This is a genomic window from Paraburkholderia nodosa DSM 21604 (genome assembly GCF_000519185.1).
In the GTDB taxonomy this organism is placed as follows: Bacteria; Pseudomonadota; Gammaproteobacteria; order Burkholderiales; family Burkholderiaceae; genus Paraburkholderia; species Paraburkholderia nodosa.
Window position 1 is genome coordinate 55,612 of record NZ_JAFA01000012.1, and the last position, 16,928, is coordinate 72,539.

Sequence of the window (16,928 nt, forward strand, 5' to 3'; positions counted from 1 at the left end):
TCGTGATCGACTTCGACGGCACGCTCAACGCCGCGATCAGCGCGACGTTGGGCGACGAGAAGCCCGTCGTCTTTCTCCCGAAAGCCGGCGGCAGCTTCGCAGGCCTGCTCGGCGTCTTCACGCTGATCACGGACCACACGTTCGATGAGGCCGGAGAGGCGCAGGCGAACATTACAGTCGCCACGCTCGGTATGCAGGCCTCGCAGTTCGCGGCGATCGGCGCGCCGATGCCCGATCAGAGCGACAGTTTCCAGGTGAGCGGCGTCGCGTATGTGGTGAAGGATGCGGCGGTCGACGGACTTGGCTGGCTCTATATGGATCTGGGCAAGCAATGACGACCTCACGCAACCTTCGCGAACTTGCGGTCGAGGGGCTCATGGCCGCCGGCGCGACAGCAGCTGGAACGAACGTCTACTCGCCGCGCACGTGGGCGACGTGGGATGGGAAGTATCCGATGCTGCTCGTGCAGACGCCCGACGAGAACGGCGAGGGGTGGGGGCGGCAAGGTCCGCCGGCGTTCACGGTCACGACGACGTTGCGCGTGACGGCGCGTGCGCAGACCACTGCAGCTCAAGACGACACGGCGGCTGCCGACGTCGAAGAGCAGCTTGAGCTAATGCGCGAGCAGATCAAGTCGGCTCTCATCAATTACCCGCCGATCATGAGCCTCCTGCAGCAGTTCCCTGCATTCCGATCGACGATCAACGTGGCGCGTGAAGGCCAGTCGCCGATCGGCGAGCTCACGCTCGACCTCGAGATGGAGCATGTGCAGGGGCCCGACGACTTCTACCAGCCGGCCGCCGTGCCGCTCCAGGGTGTCGATCTGACCATCGAGATGCCCAACGGCACGACCAAGCCCGGGCTGACGATCAACCTTCCGCAAACCTGAGCGGCGCCCGCGCGCCACTGGAGCTTTCCATGTACGTGAAACCCGCACCGGGTCTGATGCTGCGTGACCCCGTCACGAAGCAACTGCTGTCCGCCGCGCCTGTCGAGGGTGTCAAAACCACTGTCGTGCCGGATGAAGGCATGAAGGTCGACGACAACGATTTGTATTGGCGCCGCCGCTTGCGCGACGGTGACGCCGTGCGCGTTACCGGTCCACAGGCATCGGCTGCGGCAAGCACAACCGCCGCGCCAGCAGCTGCCGCCTCCGCGGCGGCGATCGAAAAGACCTCGAGCTAACAGATCCTCGCGCTGTCCCTGACTGAGCCCCGCTTCGGCGGGGCTTTTTCTTTGGGCGGCGACATCGTCACCGGAGCCAACGAATGGGCGACATTTCCTTTCCCAATATTCCGCAGAACCTGCGCGTTCCGCTGTTCTATGCGGATATCGACCCCAGCAATGCGAACACCGGCCAGCAGACTCAGCGCGCGCTGATTGTCGGTCAGATTCTCAGCTCGGGCAGCGGCACGCCCGGCATCCCGCGAATCTGCCAAGGCGTGAGCGACGCGAAGGCTGTCGGCGGCCAGGGCTCGATGCTCGCGCTGATGACGGCCGCCTATCGCAAGCGCGACGCCTTCGGCGAGGTCTGGTATCTGCCGCTGGCGGATGGCGTTTCGTCGGTCGCCGCAGTCGGAAGCATCAATTTCACGAGCCCGCCGACGGCGACGGGCGTCCTGTCGCTCTATATCGGTGGGCAGCTCGTTTCGCTAGTCGTTACGCCGGCGATGACCGCTGCGCAGATCGCGACGGCGCTCGTAGCGCAGATCGGCACGCTGCCGGATCTGCCTGTGACGGCAGCGGTCGACGGCACCGTCACGACGAAGGTCGATCTCACGGCGAAGAACAAGGGGCTCGCCGGCAACGATATCGACCTGCAGCTGAACTACGGTGGCACGCCGGCCGGCGAATCGACGCCCGCGGGTCTCGCGACGACGATTGTCGCGATGACCGGTGGCCTCGTCGCGCCGGACGTCGTTGATGCACTCGCGAATCTCGGCGATCAGGAGTTTGACTTCATCGCGTTCGCATACACGGACAGCACGTCGCTCGCTGCGCTGCAGTCGTTCCTGAGCACGCAAACCGGCCGCTGGAGCTGGAGCCAGCAGCTCTACGGCGGCGGATATGCCGCCTATCGCGGCACGCTGGGGACGCTCACGACGTTCGGCGTCACGCGCAACGACGAGCACATGTCGATCATGGGCTTCAACGGCTCGCCGACGCCGAGCTGGGTGATCGCCGCGGACTACGCGGCCGCGGTTGCTGTTGCCGCGCGCGCTGATCCGGCGCAGCCCCTGCAGACGGTCACGCTCGCCACGATGCAGGCCCCCCCGCTCCCCATGCGCTTCGCGCTGACCGATCGCAACACGCTGCTCTACGACGGCATCAGCACGTTCTCTGTTGCCGACGACGGCACGATCGCGATCGAAAACGCGATCACGACCTACCAGAAGAACTCGTTTGGCGATGCCGACGACAGCTATCTGGAGGTCGAGACGATGAACACGCTGACGTACGTGCTGCGTCAGCTGAAATCGGTCGTCACGACGAAGTACGCGCGCAAGAAGCTGGCCGCGGACGGGACGCGCGTTGTCCCGGGCACGAATGTCGTCACGCCGTCGATGATCCGCGCCGATCTCGTCGCGCAATACCAGACGATGGAAGAAAACGGCTACGTGCAGGGCAGTTCGGTGTTTGCGCAAGGGCTCATCGTGCAGCAGAACTCGCAGAACCCGAACCGTGTCGACGTGCTCTATCCGGCAATCCTGATCGACCAGCTGCGCATCTTCGCGCTGCTGATGCAGTTCTCGAACATCGTCCCCGCCACCTCGAGCTGATCGCGCGAGCAAACACCCTGATGCGCCGCGCTGCGGCGCGCTCCTTTCTTCTGGAGACACGCAATGGCATCTCCCACCGGATTGCTCGCCGGCACGGCTTCGCTGTCGGTCGACGGTACGACGTACATGGTCACCGGCGATTTCAAGTACAAGTCCGCGAGCAAGAAACGCGAAACGCTCGGCGGCATGGATCGTATTCACGGCTACAAGGAAAAGCCTTCGGCACCGTATATCTCTTTCAATCTCCGCGATTGGGGAGGCCTGGAGGTTAAATCGGTTAATGACTGGACCGACGTCACGTGCGTCGCGCAGCTCGCGAACGGCAAGACCATCATCGGTCGCGACATGTGGTCGGTCGAGGAACAGGAAGTCGACTCTGAAGACGCGAAGTTCGACGTGCGTCTCGAGGGTCCTGACGATTGCGTCACTGAAACCACCACGAGCTGAACATGGACGACACGAAAATTCTCATTCTCCGCACGCCCATCACCATCAAGGGCGACACGAAGACGTACGACTCGATCACGCTGCGTGAGCCGAACGTCGACGAGCTCGACCGCAGCGCCCAGGTCAAGGGCAGCGCATATGCGTGCAATGCGGCGCTGATCTCGATGGTCGCCGGCATTCCGCTGATCGTCGCGCGCAAATTGCCGAAGACGGAATATGAGGAGGCGACGGCGTATCTGGCGGGTTTTACCTGGACGCCCCCGCAGTCTGGCGAGACCTCGGGGACCGACGCGCAGACGTCACTTACTTCTGGCGGTGGGGACCCGACGCAGCCGGCTGCATGACGCTGCGGAAGTTCAACTATTGGTATGAGCAAGCCATGCGTCTGAAAAAGGCCTCCTGATGGCGAACGTTTTTTCGATCACGATCACTGCAGTCGACCGGGCAACGGCCGTCGCGCAGAACGTGAACAAGGCGGTCGCCAAGATCACGAAGCCGATCTCGGACGTGAAGGCGTCCGTCTCCGCTTTCTCGAAAGAGACGGGGATGGACAAGCTCGGCCGGAGCATCGAAAAGGTCGGCATCTTCGCGACCGAGTCGGCGCGCCGCGTTGCGTCGCTCGCGCCGCCGGTCGCCGCGCTGACGGGCGCCGCAACCGTCGCCGGCGTCGTCGCATTGGCGACCAGCTGGGGCCGCAATGCGGTGCAGATCCGGAATACGGCCTACAGCATCGGCATGGGCACGACCGAGCTGCAGGAGTACCAGGGTGCAGCGCGGCTCGCCGGCGTCTCCAGCGAGTCGATGACCAACGGGCTGAAGTCTGTCGGCAGCGCGTTCGAGGATGCCGCCGCGGGCCGCGACACGTTCGTCGCCGGCGTGCTGGCCGATAAGGGCATCGGCATCCATCGGCTGCGCGACGGGTCGATCGATACGGCGAAAGCGTTGCGCGACGTGGCGAACGCGGCTTCGAAGATCTCGAATACACAGGCGCGCCAGAAGTTCCTCGAGATCTTCGGCGTGAGCGATCTCGCGCCGCTGCTTGGCAAGGGCAGCGCGGCGATCGACGCATATGTCGGGAAATTCCGCTCGCTCAACGCGGTGATGACGCCCGAGCAGATCGCGCAGGGCGAGCGCTATAACGAGGCCCTCGTCGGCCTCGATGCGAACGTCGACAAGCTGAAGAACTCGATTGGCGCATCTCTCGCGCCGGCGCTCGCGAAGGTGGCCGACGAGATGGGGCCGATCGCAAACGAGTACGGCCCGAAGATCGCGCGCTGGATCGAGGAGACGGACTGGTCGGCGAAGGCCGATGAGATAAAGGGGTTCGTCGACTCGCTGGGGGGCGTGCAGACGATTGCCGCGGCGATCGCCGCGATCACGTTCGCTGGCCCGATCCTGAGCATCACGACGCTGATCGCGAAAGCAGTACGGCTCGTGGGCCTGTTGACGACTATCGCTACAACGACAGGGCCCGGCGGTGCGGCGGTCGTCGCTGCGGCCGGCTACATCGCGGAGAAAGAGCGCGCCAAGGCGCTCGATCGCAGCATCCATCAGTTGCCAGGGGAATCGGCTGCAGGCCGCGATCAGCGGGTTGCGGAGGCGATCGCCGGCGGGGTGGCTACACCCAACGTCGCGGCGCCGGCCGACGGCGGCCTCGGCGGCCGGATCTTCCGTTCGATCCGCAGCCTGTTCGTAAACAGCGCTGCGGACAGCTCGCAGACCGGCGCGATCGTGCAGCGCTTCGAGGATATGGGTTGGTCGCAGGCGCAGGCCTCCGGCATCGCGGCCAACCTCTACCGCGAGAGCGGATACAACGCCGGTGCCGTCGGCGACAACGGTACGGCCTATGGACTCGGGCAGTGGCATCAAGACCGGCAGGACGCGTTCCGCAAGCGCTTCGGCATCGATATCCGCAACTCGACGCTCGACCAGCAGCTGCAGTTCGTCGACTACGAGATGCGGCAGGGCTCCGAGAAGCGCGCCGGCGACGCGCTGGCACAAGCGCAAACCGCAGCGCAGGCGGGCGACGTTGTCTCGCGGCTCTATGAGCGGCCGGCGGATGTCGATGGCGAAGCCTCGAGCCGTGCAGCCGACGCGGTCGCCGTGAACCAGAGCGTCGCGCAGAGCAGGGACAGCACGGTGCATGTGAAGGTCGAGCTGCCGAACGCGCCGCCTGGCACGCGCGCGACCGTGCGCACGACGGGCAACACGACGGCGTCCACGAACGTGGGCGATTCTGCACTCATGGAACCTGCAATATGAGCATCGCATCGCTGACGAATCTGGCCGGCAGCATCGGCGGCGTCGCGTCCGCGACCAGCAAGCTTGCGTCGCTGCTCACCGGGCCGTCGGCGAATTCGTGGTGGGGATCGCTGCGCCAGGCATCGTACGGCGGCGTGCCGTTCGCCGTCGTCAGCACGAACACAAAGTTCGGCACGCGCAACGCGGTGCACGAGTACGCCTTCCGCGACGACGCCTGGGTCGAAGAGCTCGGCAAGCTGCCGCGCCGGTTCGAGATCTTCGGCTTTCTGGTCGAGAACAGCCGTGTCTATGGCGGCGGTGCGGTCATCGGCCAGCGCGATCGCATGGTGACGGTTTGCGAGAGCGGGGCGCAGACGCTGGTGCACCCGACGTTCGGCCGCATCGAGAATGTTTCGTGCCTCGCCGCGGAGGCTGGAGAGAGCCTCGAGCATGGCCGCGTGATCGTGGTGCGCTTTGCGTTCATGCGCAACGGCGTGAGGTCGGATACCTCGTCGGTGAGCGACACGACGTCGCTCTTGCAGAGTGCCGCGGACGCGCTCGGCCTGGGTGCGGCGCTCGATTTTGTCCAGTCGACCGCGGCCGCGATTCAGGAGGGCGCCGCGATCGTCCAGACGGGCGTGGGCGTCGCGGTGAGCTGGGTTCAGCTGGGCGTGACGGCAGTCAATGACGTGAGGCGTTTCGCGAACTCCGTGAGCACGCTGGCGGGGAATTTCGGGCGCTTCTTCGGAGCTGGCAATTCCGGTTACAGCGGATCGAACCAGTCTGCGCCGGCGGGCACCACAGCGCAGCAGCTGCTCAACGCGGATGCCACAGCTCGAGCTGCACTCACGCAGGCGGGAACCGCGCTCACGGTGGCGGCCGCCAATCCGTCATCGTCAGACGCGCTCAATTCTGCGGGCCAGTCTTATGCCGCAGCGCTGGCCGCGACGATGTCGAGCCCCGCGGACGCGATCCGATCGCTGTCATCGCTCGCGAGCTTCGCGCCGAGCGGCACTTACATGACATCGACGATCGGCAGCGCCATGTCGACCATGGAGGCGGCGACGTCGGCGCTGTTGCGCCGAGCGGCGATCTCTCAGCTCGCGCAGTCCGTGTCCGTCTACCAGCCGTCTTCATATGACGATGCGACGTCGATGATCGCCACGGTCACGACCCTGCTCGACAGCGAGATCGAGACTGCGGCCGACGCCGGCGACGACAATTCGTTCGCCGCGCTGCGCACGCTTCGTAACTCCGTCGTCGAGGATCTGCAGGCGCGCGGCGCGGACCTCGCGTCGCTGTCGACCATGTCGTTCAATGGCTCGCTGCCGGCGCTGGTGCTGGCCCATCGGATCTACGGCGATGCCACGCGCGCCGACCAGCTCGTGCAGCAGGTCGCGCCCGTTCATCCGCTCTTCATGCCCGCAACGTTTCAGGCGCTTTCGAACTGATCGATGGACGATGAACTGTTTCTGAGCGTCGGCGACCAGACGATTACTGGCTGGACCGACATCCGCGTGACGCGTGGCATCGAGCGCTGTGTCTCCGATTTCGAGATCGGGCTTACGGAAGAGCAGATCGAGCAGGACATCGTGACCGAGGTCGTCGTGCAGCCGGGCGACGAATGCCTCATCGATCTGGGCGCCGATCTCGTGCTGACCGGCTACATCGACGACTACATCCCGTCGATCGGTCCGGATACGCACACTGTGCGCGTGGCCGGCCGCAGCAAATGTGAGGATCTGGTCGATTGCTCGGCCGTGTGGCCGAACGGGCAGATCAGCGGAACGTCTGCGCTGGACGTCGCCACGAAACTGGCGGCGCACTATGGCATCACGGTGAAGTGCGACGTCAGCGACCTGATCGCGATCCCTCAATTCAACGTCTTCATCGGCGAGACGCCATTCGAGATCATCGAGCGCGTGAGTCGCTTCAGCCAGCTGCTCGTCTATGACGAGCCGGATGGGAGTCTGCGGCTTGCGCGTTCAAATTCGGGTGTGCAGGCTGCTGGCGGACTCGTGCAGGGCCTGAACATTCAGGAAGCGTCGGTCGTCTATTCGGCGCGCGACCGGTTCTCGTCGTACACGTGTTTCGCGCAATCGGTTCTGTCGTTCACGGACGCCGGGATCGGGCCGAACATGATCGCTACGGTGAGCGACGTCGGCGTGAAGCGCGTGCGCGAGCGCTACATCGTCGCCGAGGCCGTGCAGGGATTTCAGGATCTCGCGCGCCGGCGCGCGATCTGGGAGATGAACCGGCGCGCCGGGCGCGCGGCGATGGTGATGGTGAAGACCGACAGCTGGCGGGATGCCTCGGGCACGCTGTGGACGCCTAACACGCTCGTCTATGTCGACATCCCGAAGCTGAAGATCTCGCAGCAAACGTGGCTCATCGGCGAGGTGACGTACAAGCGCAACGCAGAAGAGGGCACGACGGCAGAGCTGATCATCATGGATCCGGCGGCGTATGCGGCCGAGCCGATCGCGCTGCAGCCGATGTTCGTCGACGCGAGTACTACCGGGGCGACGCGATGAGTAAAGGGTTCATGGACCGTGCGGCACGGCGCATTCTAAACATCATTGGGCGCGCGCGCGTGAATCTGGTGAAGGATTCGGGCCCGGTGCAGATGGTGCAGCTGACGGTGAACGATCTCGAGACGATCGACAACATCCCGGTCGTCCATGATTTCGGCTTCAGCTCGAATCCGCCTGAGGGTAGCGATGTGGCCATGGTCTTCGTCGGCGGCGATCGCAGTAATGGCGTGATCGTCGCTTCTAACCACCAGAAATATCGGGTCCGAAATCTCGCGCCGGGCGAGAGCGTGATCTACACGCAGGACGGGAAGCAGATCTATCTCACGGCCAGCGGCGGCATCAAGGTTGCGGCCAATGGGCAACCGGTTGAGGTGGATAACGCAACGACCGTGACGATCAATGCCGCCACGAAGGTCCGCATGGTCACACCGCTCCTCGAGTGCACGGGCGACATCGTCGACAACTGCGATACGACAGGTCGCAGCATGGCAGCAGACCGCGCACTGTACGACGAGCACAAACACCCGATCGTGAACATCCAGACCGGTGGCAGCACGATCAATACCGGCACCCCGACGGTGACCGAATGAGCGATATCAAGATCTATTGGGATGCCGCGAATGGGCGCGGAGACTGGCAGCTGCTCGCCAACGACATCGCGACTGGCGACGACCTGCAGACAGCCCTGCTGTTCAGCCTGTTCAGCGATCGCGAGGCCGCGGATGACGACGTCATCCCCGACGGCTCGAACGACCGGCGCGGCTGGTGGGGCGACGACGGCACGGACGACCCGACGGGCCTCACGGGCTCTCGTCTATGGCTGCTCGCACGGCGCAAATCGCCCACTGACGAAACGCTTCGCGATGCCTACGACTATATCGTCGAGGCGATTCAATGGCTCATCGATACGAGCGTCGTCGCGCGCTTCGATGTAGGCGTGCAGTGGGCGCGCGCGGACATGCTGGCCAGCACGATCGTCGCATGGCCGCCCGGCGGCGGCGCACCGCAGACCTATAACTGGGCGTGGGGAACAAACTAATGCCGTACTCCAGACCAACTCTTACCGAGCTGCGCACGCAGATCTGGAGCGACATCCAGACGGGTTTCAGTTCGATCCTCGCGTTCCTCCAGAAGGCCGTGCTCAAGATTCTTGGCGCAGCGCTGGCCGCTCTGATCTGGGGTGTCTATGGCTATCTCGACTGGATTGCGAAACAGGCGGTGCCGTGGACCGCCCAGGACGAATATCTTGCCGGCTGGGGCGCGCTCAAGAGCACCTACCTGAAGAAAGCCACCGCAACAGTGCTGAATGTCCTCTTCACTGGAGCGGTCCCGGGCACACCAATAAATGCGGGCGCGGGGATCTCGCGGCAGGACAACACGCTCTACACCGTCCTGTCGTCGACGGAGGTGGCGACCGATGGCACCGTGACTGTTGAAGTGCAGGCGACAGTGGCTGGCAGCGCAGCCAACTGCGATAACGGCACATCGATGACACTTACGTCTGCGATCGCGGGGATCCCTTCGACAGGCACTGTCTCCGGAACCGTCGAGCCTGGCGCGGACGTTGAGCAGCAGGAAGCCTATCGCACGCGCGTGATGGACGCGTATCAGAACCCGGCGCAGGGCGGCGATCAAAACGACTACGTGCAATGGGCAACGGCCATCGCGGGCGTCACGCGTGCCTGGTGTCAACCCAATGGATTCGGGCCCGGCACCGTCGTCGTCTACTTCATGATGGACCTCGTCGAATCGGCCCACGCCGGTTTCCCACAGGGAACGAACGGCGTCTCGCAGCACGATCAAGGCCCGACCGGCACTCCACGGGGTGTCGTCGCCATTGGCGACCAGCTGACGGTCGCGGACGCAATAGTCAGCGAACAGCCGGTGACGGCGCTCGTCTACGCGTGCTCGCCAATCGAAAACCAGATCGGCTTCACGATCTCCGGATTGAGCGCGGTGGGAAGTACCACTCAGGCCGCGGTCAATTCGGCGTTGTCGGACGTTTTCTTTCGGAATGGTCAGCCTAAAGGGACGATCGACTGGTCCGATATCACGGGCGCGGTGAATTCGGTCTCGGGTACGAGCGGCTATCTGATCACCGCAGTTACGAGCACGGTCGCGGGCGTGACGACGTCGCTTTCTCCCAATGCGAATATCACCATGAGCGCCGGCCAGTTGCCGGTGCTCGGCACTGTCAACTACGTCTGAACCATGCTCGCACCCAATTACAGCGCTGCGGACTATCTCCGCGCGTTGCAGGCTCATTTGCCGCGCGGTCGTGTGTGGCCGCGTGACAGCGACGCGACGCAATCTCAAGTGCTTGGCACGCTCACACCGGTATTCGCGCGCCTGAACGCGCGTGCCAACAATCTGCTTATCGATGCTTTTCCGGGATCGACCTACGAGCTGCTACCAGAGTGGGAATCGACACTTGGGCTTCCTGATCCGTGCGCCGGCGAAGCGCCGACGACCGAGCAGCGCGTCGCACAGGTAGTGGGTCGTCTGGCAGCGAGCGGCGGCCAATCGATTCCGTATTTCACTGCCGTCGCGAGCGCTATCGGCTATGCGATCACGATCAGCCAGTTCGTGCCCGCGCAGTTCGGCATGGCGTTTGGTTTGCCATTCGGGGGGGACGACTGGGCGTATGCATGGCAAGTGAACGCTCCGACATTCACGATCAACCATCTCACTTTCGGTGGTTCCTTCGGCACGCCATTCGCCACATGGGGCAACAACGTTCTTCAGTGCGAGCTCGAGCGCATTGCTCCTGCTCAGACCATTCTCAACTTCTCGTATTCGGACTGACCGAACATGGATCGACTCATTGCAGCGAATTCAGTGCCGATGGCCCAGGCGGATACTGCGCCGACCACCGGCACACCGCAGGGTGCGACCGACGGTAACGCCGCGACCAATGTGCCTGCGACGCGTTGGCCGTCCTACCAATACAACGCGATTCAGGAAGAGCTGATAGCGATATTGGGTGGAGCAAACATCGCACCTGATCGCACAAATAACGCACAGATTCTCGCCGCCATTCGAGCCCTGATAGCTCAGTCGGCAGCGGTGATCGGGGACCGTCGCAATCTGGTTTCGAAAGTCGCAGCAGCATCGTCGACGAAAACGATTACGGCAGATGAGATCGTCGTTGGATCTGCTCTGGGCGGTCAAAAGACCGTGCTGGCTAGCTTCAGTGGCACTGGCAACCTTGCGACGACTGGACTCAACGGGATGGATACCGGGTCTGCTCCCGTAAGTGGATTCGTTGCAGAGTATGCAGTCTATAACCCGACTACTGGCGCGAAGGGGCTGCTTTACACGAACGCTACAAGCTCAGTGGCGCCGAATGTATATGGCGGTTCAAACCCGGTGAGCGGTTATACGGCTAGTGCGCTTTTGGGCGTGTGGGCAACGAATGCGAGCGGCCAGTTCAAGATCGGCTATCAGCTTGATCGGACATTCTCGGTCCCATCAACCAACGTCTTGACCACTGCTACATCTGCCAGCACACCCACAGCGCTTTCACTATCCTCCGCAGTGCCCATGAATGCCAAGCTGGTAAGCGGGCTGATGGGGCTTTCGTCAAGCGCAACGAGCAGCATGATTATTTCCGTCTATTCGGATGCAAATAATTGCGGCCAGCAGAATACCTCAAACCCCTCGTTGACGGCTACCGTTCCATTTTATGGAAATTATTCTGTCACACCGCCAACGCCGCAGACGATTTATTATACGGCTACATCCACGGCCGGAACTCCATTGTATGTTATCTACGTTTCGGGGTACTCAATCTAACGAGGACGTATGATGAATGCAACCATCAATGTACAATTTGCCGATTCGACGGATCAAAAGATCGTTGCATATTTTGCTGGGCCGCAAGATCCTTCGGTTTACACTAATCTCGGCACCGTCGAGGCGAATGATGCCAGATGGGCGGCGTTCTATGCCGCCACCAGTGCGTCCGCTCCGGGCTTGCCATCGCCAACGCAATCTTGATGTTATTCGGCCTTCAAATGCTCCGAGGCGGGAACATACTCGCTTGAAGCTGGGGATCTCTTGCGCAATGCGTGGCGCAGGGAGATTACCCGTTTTTCGACGAGTTCGTATGAGCCCCAAGCCAGTATGACGGATGCAATTAGCAGGCCGGGAATATACAGTTTTGAATCTTGATGAAATCCGGCGATCTGGAATGACCAGAGAATAAAGAAGTGGTTGAGAAACATGCCATAGCTGAGATTTCCGGCAAACTCCTCTAGCCGACCGAAGCGGATCTTTGTTAGTGCCAAGACAATCGGGGCGCCGATCACGACTCCAAATAGGACTTCAAACAAAGGGAATCGAATCGCGTTGCCCGCGATCCCGGCGCCAAGCAGAATGGCACACGCTGCATACGCAAACATCGTTAGAGCTTTGTGCTCGCCGGTTCGAAGAAAACTTCCCAGAAGAAACACAAAGAGCGTTCCCGGCAGCATGCGATAGCCCCATGTATCGCTGTCCAGAACGCCGAGATATGGAAGCAGAAAGAAGGCGAGCGACAACAAAAGGACAGGCACGCGCAGTCGCAGAATCAGAATGAACGGAATTGCCAGATAAAACTGCGACTCCAGTCCAAGCGACCACGCCTGAGGGATCGTTAGCGCGTTCGGGAAATATCGGAAGAAGTTAAGCGGCAGCATCGTCAGGTTGAGGGCTGCCGTCGCTGGTGTGAGTCCAGAAATGAAATCCGACGCCGGATGAAAGCAGATGATAAGCGCGAGCGTGAGCAGGCTGTAGAAAAGAAACTGCGGGAACAGTCTCATCATCCGATCGAGATAGAACGACGGGATGCTGTCCAGGGTTGTGTAATGCCGCTGCACTAAAGCGGTCATGACGTAACCACTCAAAAGGTAAAAGGACACAACTGCGATGACGCCGGGATTGTGGCCGTACCATGCGATGCCGATATGCGAAAGCATGACGGCGACAGCTAGGAGTAGACGATAGATACCCATTACGAACCCTTTCTAATTTTTTCGAATTCTATCAGGGTCCGTAAGGCGCGGCCGTTTCCCTCAAAGCCGATACATCGCCGTCGGTATATACGCCGCCTATTGCTGTTTTATTGTCAGAATCATTCAAGGAGCATAAGAGCCTATGCCAACCTCCGGCGACGATATGAGCCTTGTAAAGCTGCTTTCGGGAATTTCGGCATCGCTTGCCGTGCTCGCCGGCACGATGTCAGCCGGCTGGCTGCGCGCACGCAGGGAGATCTCCGGCGTGCGGAAGACGGAATCGAGCGACAAGCTCGAGATGCGCCGCGACGAGATCGAGGCGTCGACCCTCGAGAGCCTCGCCCGCGCATCGAAAGAATGGGAGGCCCAGTACCACAAAGCGATATCCCGAGAGACGCGCTATCGGCGGCTGCTGTCGGTTTCCGAGGCGCGGTACCGCAAGATGGTTCAGCAGGCGGCAGAGGACCGGCTCCAGGACCGCCTGAAGATCGAGGCGCTGATGCTCAGTCTGGCGGAGAAGGATCGTCGGATCGTTGAACTGCAGGCACAGATTGGAGGCCGTCGGCCGACGGACACGCCATGACGAAAGGGCAACGACTGAAGGCGTTTTGGCATCGCATCGACATCTTCGTGCTGTTCGCGATGGTGGTGCTGCTGGCCATGGCCGCCGGCGCCGGGGTGATGAACTGGATCAACCAGCGCGAGCGGATGCAGCTCGTCGACCGGATGCCGCTGGTGCGCAGCGAAGAGCGCGAGGCGTGCGTGCGTGAGTTCAAAGGCCGCATCGATGACCTCACAAGCATGAATCAGCACGACGTGGCCGCGCTCGACGATCTGCGCAACCAGATGGCGGACACGCGCGAGCTCGCGGCCTATACGCTGCGCTTCCTGGGCGATCGCGCGCGGATCAGCGATGCGACGACCGCGGCGATGCTGAAGCAGGCGCGGCAGGCGACCGCGGCCGCAACTGCCGCACAGCAGACCAGCGTGCAGGTCGAAAAGAAGGTAAGCGCGACGGCGACGAAGGTCGATGAAGCCGCAAGCACCGCGCAAGCAGTGAGCCGAAAGCTGGATACGGCCGTGCGGCCGCCGCTGCCCGCGAAGCCCTGGATAGGCAACACCCACTGAGCTGTTGGCGCTCCTCGAGCGCCGTTCCCATTTCCCCCTGACACCTCGCGCGCGCCTGCGCCCCGGCGCGGCGCGCGCCTGCGCGTCGATTCTTCGCAGAGGCAATATGACACCCGACGACTTTATTGCGGCGATCGCGCCGCCGGCGCAGGCGCTCGCCGCCTCGAGCAACATCCCGGCCAGTTTCACCGTCGCGCAGGCGGCGCTCGAATCGGGCTGGGCGACGTCGCAGCTCGCGACGAAGTATTTCAACCTCTTCGGCGTGAAGGCGGATCCGAGCTGGACTGGCCAGACCGTCACGCTGCCGACGACGGAGTATGTCGACGGCAAGCCGATCACCGAACAGGCCAAGTGGCGCGTCTACGACAGCTGGCTAGCGAGCCTGCAGGACCGCGCGCAGTTCCTGATCGATAACCCGCGCTACGCGCCGGCGTTCGCGTATTCGACCGGGGCGCTCTTCGCACGCGCCGTGGCCGCCGCCGGCTATGCGACGGATCCGCACTATGCCGCGAAGATCATCTCGATCATCAATGCACACGGGCTCACGCAGCTCGACACCTAGCCGTTCCAACTGCCGCATACCGCGGCTTTTTTTTCGCCCAGAGGAAACCATGAATGCATGGATCAAGCTGCTCGCCGCCACACTGCTGTTTGCCCTATGGGGCTCGCTGGTATTCACACATCAGGCTGACCCGAAAGAGCTCGTCATGGGGATCGTCGCCGCGCTCACAGGGCTCGGTGTCTTCCATGCTGCGACGAGCGGCGGCGCGGCCGCGAGCGAGCCGGGCGCCGGCGTCGCTCAGCTCGCCGAGGCTGCTGCGCCTGCAGAGCCTGCACTGCCGATTGCCGCGGCTCCTGCGCCGGCGCCTGTCGCTGTAGCGCAAGTTGCACCCGTCCCGACCGCTGCAGCGCCTGCAGCGGTGCAGTAACCCGTCGTTCTCTCCAGCAGGTTCTCGCGGCGATTGCCGCACTCGACTCCCGAAGGTTCTCACCATGAAGAAACGCATGCTGCTCGCGGCAGGCATTGTCGCGTCCATCTTTTTCGCTGGCTGTGCCACGAACGATACCGTGACCGCTCCCAAACTCATCGTCACGCCTCAGCAACTCGTGACCGACTTCTGTCCGGTGGTCAACGCGGATCTCAAGGCGATCGCCGCATCGCCGCTGCTCAATGCGAGCCAGAAGGTGTTGCTGACTGGTGATCCGAGCGACCCGACGAAGCCAGGGATCATCGCGATCAACGCGTCGGTCTGCGCGGCCGGCGGCATTATCGACGTGACGAATCTGAAAACGCTGAACGATACGGCGTTTCCGGCGCTCATCACGCTCGTCGGCGCGCTTCCGATGTTGCCCAACCAGCCCGCGATCTTGATCGGCCTGACGCTCGCGCAGCCGATCCTGAATCAGGTACTCACGGCGGTGCAGGCACAGCAAGCTGCCGCCGCGTCGCCCGCATCGACGCCGTCTGCTGCTTCGGCGCCGGTCGCGGCATCGGCGACCACGCAATGAAGCCACTGCGCCTCGCACTGAGCGGCTCGGGCTTCAAGGTGCCGGCGCACGTCGGCGCCCTGCAGGCCGTCGCCGATGCTGGTTTCGAGCCGGTCGAGCTGGCGGGCACGTCGGGCGGCAGCATCGTCGCGGCAATGGCGGCGTGCCGCATGAAGCTGTCGGACATGAAGATGCTGGCCCTGACGTTCGACTGGTCGAACATGCTCTCCTTCAGCCTGATGTCGGCGGTGCGCCTGCGCGGCTTCTGCGACGGCCGGCGGCTGCTCGACTGGCTGACCGAGCAGACCAACGGCATGACGTTCGGTCAGCTGTCGACGGATCTGACGGTCGTAGCGTCGGACGTGGCGAGCGAGGCGCCGTTCGAGTTCTCACGTGCGACGACGCCGAGCGTGGCGGTCGCGCAGGCGGTGCGCGCATCGACGTCGATTCCCTTCGCATTCGAGCCGGTACGACTGGGGGATGCGCTGCTCGCCGACGGCGGGATGGTGAACAACATTCCAGTCGATCGCCTGAAGGTCGACGACGTGCCGCGGCTCGGCGTGCAGCTCGTGAGTCAGGACCTGCCGATGCAGCCGGACACGTCGCTTTCGCCGTTTGGGTTCTCCGAGCGGTTGATCGACCTGATGCTGTCCGCCTGCGAGTCGACGCACGTATCGGCCGCGCAGACCGGCGGCGCGCACATGGCGTTCGTCGAGACTGGCTATGCCTCGACGCTCGATCGCACGATGCCGCTCGAGCTCCGGCAGCGGCTGTTCAACGACGGTTATGACGCGGCGAAGGCCGCGCTCACGCTCATCGCGGCGCCGGCGGCAACCGCCCTCCAATAGACGTTCCCACGTCAGCGGTCGTCGCTCTTCGACGGCCGCGTCAATATCCTTTCGACGACCGCTTCCTGCCGCGGCGTCGGTTTGTCGGTCAGGCAGGGCTCTGTATCCAGCTCCCGTATGAAGCATTCCCATACCGATGAAGGCACGGCGCCGTGCCCGCGGGCCCCGATAAAGTTGCGAACCTGATTGGCGCGCGAGATCGTCGCACGGAGCCGGTGGATTTCCCACAGCAACTCGAGCACGACAGGGTCCGGATTTTCGTCCCAGATCTGGGCGAGCCGGGCGGCGGTGAGTGGAGGGCGGTGCGGCACGATATTTCCAAAAACTGTACGGATATACAGTGTGCTACTATCGCCCCTAACCTGTCGAGCCAGGGCGCACCGATCCAAAACGGCCTTGTAAGTGTTTGATTTCTTTAGTTCAGGAATGTGCATTTCAGGTCCGGGCGATGATGCCGGAAAACGGCTC

General features: G+C 62.9%; 23 protein-coding genes. 21 read left to right on the top strand and 2 right to left on the bottom strand.

Going from position 1 to position 16,928, the window contains the following annotated elements; translation table 11 throughout:
* Positions 1-2 precede the first annotated feature (2 nt).
* The 15 genes from A3CW_RS0119195 to A3CW_RS46870 all read left to right on the top strand — a co-directional run bounded on the left by A3CW_RS0119195 (position 3) and on the right by A3CW_RS46870 (position 12,001).
* Positions 3-335, top strand: a complete 333-nt coding sequence (locus A3CW_RS0119195) for a head-tail joining protein (RefSeq protein WP_028205014.1) — start codon at positions 3-5, stop codon at positions 333-335.
* Positions 332-889, top strand: coding sequence for a hypothetical protein (locus A3CW_RS0119200; protein WP_028205015.1), 558 nt, complete (start codon positions 332-334; stop codon positions 887-889). Before A3CW_RS0119195 ends, A3CW_RS0119200 begins: the two co-directional genes overlap by 4 nt.
* A gap of 29 nt (positions 890-918) precedes the next feature.
* Positions 919-1,185, top strand: a complete 267-nt coding sequence (locus tag A3CW_RS0119205; protein ID WP_028205016.1) for a DUF2635 domain-containing protein — start codon at positions 919-921, stop codon at positions 1,183-1,185.
* 83 nt (positions 1,186-1,268) lie between these two features.
* Entirely contained in the window at positions 1,269-2,780 is a 1,512-nt protein-coding gene (locus tag A3CW_RS0119210) for a phage tail sheath subtilisin-like domain-containing protein (RefSeq protein WP_035513270.1), read from the top strand.
* Positions 2,781-2,843: 63 nt separating this feature from the next.
* Positions 2,844-3,227, top strand: a complete 384-nt coding sequence (locus A3CW_RS0119215; protein WP_028205018.1) for a phage tail tube protein — start codon at positions 2,844-2,846, stop codon at positions 3,225-3,227.
* Positions 3,228-3,229: 2 nt separating this feature from the next.
* On the top strand, positions 3,230-3,571 hold the full coding sequence (locus A3CW_RS46860; RefSeq protein WP_051481576.1) for a phage tail assembly protein: 342 nt from the start codon (positions 3,230-3,232) through the stop codon (positions 3,569-3,571).
* A 58-nt stretch (positions 3,572-3,629) separates the two neighbouring features.
* Positions 3,630-5,489, top strand: a complete 1,860-nt coding sequence (locus A3CW_RS46865) for a phage tail tip lysozyme (RefSeq protein ID WP_035513271.1) — start codon at positions 3,630-3,632, stop codon at positions 5,487-5,489.
* A complete protein-coding gene (locus A3CW_RS0119230) occupies positions 5,486-6,919 on the top strand; it encodes a DNA circularization protein (protein WP_028205019.1) in 1,434 nt (477 codons plus the stop codon). Before A3CW_RS46865 ends, A3CW_RS0119230 begins: the two co-directional genes overlap by 4 nt.
* A 3-nt stretch (positions 6,920-6,922) precedes the next feature.
* The gene (locus tag A3CW_RS0119235; protein ID WP_028205020.1) at positions 6,923-8,002 is read left to right on the top strand and encodes a phage baseplate assembly protein; all 1,080 of its coding nucleotides are present in this window, start codon (positions 6,923-6,925) and stop codon (positions 8,000-8,002) included.
* An 11-nt stretch (positions 8,003-8,013) separates the two neighbouring features.
* The gene (locus tag A3CW_RS0119240) at positions 8,014-8,592 is read left to right on the top strand and encodes a phage baseplate assembly protein V (RefSeq protein WP_245623696.1); all 579 of its coding nucleotides are present in this window, start codon (positions 8,014-8,016) and stop codon (positions 8,590-8,592) included.
* Complete coding sequence (locus A3CW_RS0119245; protein ID WP_028205022.1) at positions 8,589-9,041, top strand: phage GP46 family protein; 453 nt, start codon at positions 8,589-8,591, stop codon at positions 9,039-9,041. Before A3CW_RS0119240 ends, A3CW_RS0119245 begins: the two co-directional genes overlap by 4 nt.
* Entirely contained in the window at positions 9,041-10,210 is a 1,170-nt protein-coding gene (locus A3CW_RS0119250) for a baseplate J/gp47 family protein (protein ID WP_028205023.1), read from the top strand. Before A3CW_RS0119245 ends, A3CW_RS0119250 begins: the two co-directional genes overlap by 1 nt.
* Positions 10,211-10,213: 3 nt before the next feature.
* Positions 10,214-10,807, top strand: coding sequence for a YmfQ family protein (locus tag A3CW_RS0119255; RefSeq protein WP_028205024.1), 594 nt, complete (start codon positions 10,214-10,216; stop codon positions 10,805-10,807).
* 6 nt (positions 10,808-10,813) lie between these two features.
* Positions 10,814-11,797 carry a hypothetical protein gene (locus tag A3CW_RS51065; RefSeq protein WP_245623697.1) on the top strand — a complete coding sequence of 328 codons (984 nt, stop codon included), beginning with the start codon at positions 10,814-10,816 and terminating at the stop codon, positions 11,795-11,797.
* A 9-nt stretch (positions 11,798-11,806) separates the two neighbouring features.
* Positions 11,807-12,001, top strand: coding sequence for a hypothetical protein (locus tag A3CW_RS46870; RefSeq protein ID WP_035513272.1), 195 nt, complete (start codon positions 11,807-11,809; stop codon positions 11,999-12,001).
* Positions 12,002-12,003: 2 nt separating this feature from the next.
* On the opposite strand, the gene A3CW_RS0119265 is transcribed toward A3CW_RS46870, so the two are convergent.
* Complete coding sequence (locus A3CW_RS0119265) at positions 12,004-12,996, bottom strand: acyltransferase family protein (RefSeq protein WP_028205025.1); 993 nt, start codon at positions 12,994-12,996, stop codon at positions 12,004-12,006.
* 142 nt (positions 12,997-13,138) lie between these two features.
* Here A3CW_RS0119265 and A3CW_RS0119270 point away from each other — a divergent pair, with 142 nt between their 5' ends.
* The 6 genes from A3CW_RS0119270 to A3CW_RS0119295 all read left to right on the top strand — a co-directional run bounded on the left by A3CW_RS0119270 (position 13,139) and on the right by A3CW_RS0119295 (position 16,460).
* A complete protein-coding gene (locus A3CW_RS0119270) occupies positions 13,139-13,579 on the top strand; it encodes a hypothetical protein (protein ID WP_028205026.1) in 441 nt (146 codons plus the stop codon).
* Positions 13,576-14,124: a hypothetical protein gene (locus A3CW_RS0119275; RefSeq protein ID WP_028205027.1), complete on the top strand. Its 549-nt coding sequence runs from the start codon at positions 13,576-13,578 to the stop codon at positions 14,122-14,124. The genes A3CW_RS0119270 and A3CW_RS0119275 overlap by 4 nt, the downstream gene beginning before the upstream one ends.
* 106 nt (positions 14,125-14,230) lie before the next feature.
* Positions 14,231-14,686, top strand: a complete 456-nt coding sequence (locus tag A3CW_RS46875; protein WP_035513273.1) for a glycoside hydrolase family 73 protein — start codon at positions 14,231-14,233, stop codon at positions 14,684-14,686.
* Between the two features lie 49 nt (positions 14,687-14,735).
* Positions 14,736-15,053 carry a hypothetical protein gene (locus A3CW_RS53350; protein WP_028205028.1) on the top strand — a complete coding sequence of 106 codons (318 nt, stop codon included), beginning with the start codon at positions 14,736-14,738 and terminating at the stop codon, positions 15,051-15,053.
* A gap of 64 nt (positions 15,054-15,117) precedes the next feature.
* Complete coding sequence (locus A3CW_RS0119290; protein WP_154677983.1) at positions 15,118-15,633, top strand: hypothetical protein; 516 nt, start codon at positions 15,118-15,120, stop codon at positions 15,631-15,633.
* On the top strand, positions 15,630-16,460 hold the full coding sequence (locus tag A3CW_RS0119295) for a patatin-like phospholipase family protein (RefSeq protein ID WP_028205030.1): 831 nt from the start codon (positions 15,630-15,632) through the stop codon (positions 16,458-16,460). The genes A3CW_RS0119290 and A3CW_RS0119295 overlap by 4 nt, the downstream gene beginning before the upstream one ends.
* An 11-nt stretch (positions 16,461-16,471) precedes the next feature.
* Here A3CW_RS0119295 and A3CW_RS46880 read toward each other — a convergent pair whose 3' ends face one another.
* Complete coding sequence (locus A3CW_RS46880; protein WP_035513274.1) at positions 16,472-16,771, bottom strand: hypothetical protein; 300 nt, start codon at positions 16,769-16,771, stop codon at positions 16,472-16,474.
* Between the last annotated feature and the right edge of the window lie 157 nt (positions 16,772-16,928).

Coding starts and splice junctions, on each gene's coding strand:
- A3CW_RS53350 (WP_028205028.1), top strand. CDS start 14,736: ATGAATGCATGGATCAAGCTGCTCGCCGCCACACTGCTGTTTGCCCTA.
- A3CW_RS0119250 (WP_028205023.1), top strand. CDS start 9,041: ATGCCGTACTCCAGACCAACTCTTACCGAGCTGCGCACGCAGATCTGG.
- A3CW_RS0119275 (WP_028205027.1), top strand. CDS start 13,576: ATGACGAAAGGGCAACGACTGAAGGCGTTTTGGCATCGCATCGACATC.
- A3CW_RS0119240 (WP_245623696.1), top strand. CDS start 8,014: ATGGACCGTGCGGCACGGCGCATTCTAAACATCATTGGGCGCGCGCGC.
- A3CW_RS0119265 (WP_028205025.1), bottom strand. CDS start 12,996: ATGGGTATCTATCGTCTACTCCTAGCTGTCGCCGTCATGCTTTCGCAT.
- A3CW_RS0119230 (WP_028205019.1), top strand. CDS start 5,486: ATGAGCATCGCATCGCTGACGAATCTGGCCGGCAGCATCGGCGGCGTC.
- A3CW_RS0119200 (WP_028205015.1), top strand. CDS start 332: ATGACGACCTCACGCAACCTTCGCGAACTTGCGGTCGAGGGGCTCATG.
- A3CW_RS51065 (WP_245623697.1), top strand. CDS start 10,814: ATGGATCGACTCATTGCAGCGAATTCAGTGCCGATGGCCCAGGCGGAT.
- A3CW_RS0119245 (WP_028205022.1), top strand. CDS start 8,589: ATGAGCGATATCAAGATCTATTGGGATGCCGCGAATGGGCGCGGAGAC.
- A3CW_RS0119210 (WP_035513270.1), top strand. CDS start 1,269: ATGGGCGACATTTCCTTTCCCAATATTCCGCAGAACCTGCGCGTTCCG.
- A3CW_RS0119270 (WP_028205026.1), top strand. CDS start 13,139: ATGCCAACCTCCGGCGACGATATGAGCCTTGTAAAGCTGCTTTCGGGA.
- A3CW_RS0119290 (WP_154677983.1), top strand. CDS start 15,118: ATGAAGAAACGCATGCTGCTCGCGGCAGGCATTGTCGCGTCCATCTTT.
- A3CW_RS0119215 (WP_028205018.1), top strand. CDS start 2,844: ATGGCATCTCCCACCGGATTGCTCGCCGGCACGGCTTCGCTGTCGGTC.
- A3CW_RS46875 (WP_035513273.1), top strand. CDS start 14,231: ATGACACCCGACGACTTTATTGCGGCGATCGCGCCGCCGGCGCAGGCG.
- A3CW_RS46860 (WP_051481576.1), top strand. CDS start 3,230: ATGGACGACACGAAAATTCTCATTCTCCGCACGCCCATCACCATCAAG.
- A3CW_RS46870 (WP_035513272.1), top strand. CDS start 11,807: ATGATGAATGCAACCATCAATGTACAATTTGCCGATTCGACGGATCAA.
- A3CW_RS0119205 (WP_028205016.1), top strand. CDS start 919: ATGTACGTGAAACCCGCACCGGGTCTGATGCTGCGTGACCCCGTCACG.
- A3CW_RS46865 (WP_035513271.1), top strand. CDS start 3,630: ATGGCGAACGTTTTTTCGATCACGATCACTGCAGTCGACCGGGCAACG.
- A3CW_RS0119255 (WP_028205024.1), top strand. CDS start 10,214: ATGCTCGCACCCAATTACAGCGCTGCGGACTATCTCCGCGCGTTGCAG.
- A3CW_RS0119295 (WP_028205030.1), top strand. CDS start 15,630: ATGAAGCCACTGCGCCTCGCACTGAGCGGCTCGGGCTTCAAGGTGCCG.
- A3CW_RS0119235 (WP_028205020.1), top strand. CDS start 6,923: ATGGACGATGAACTGTTTCTGAGCGTCGGCGACCAGACGATTACTGGC.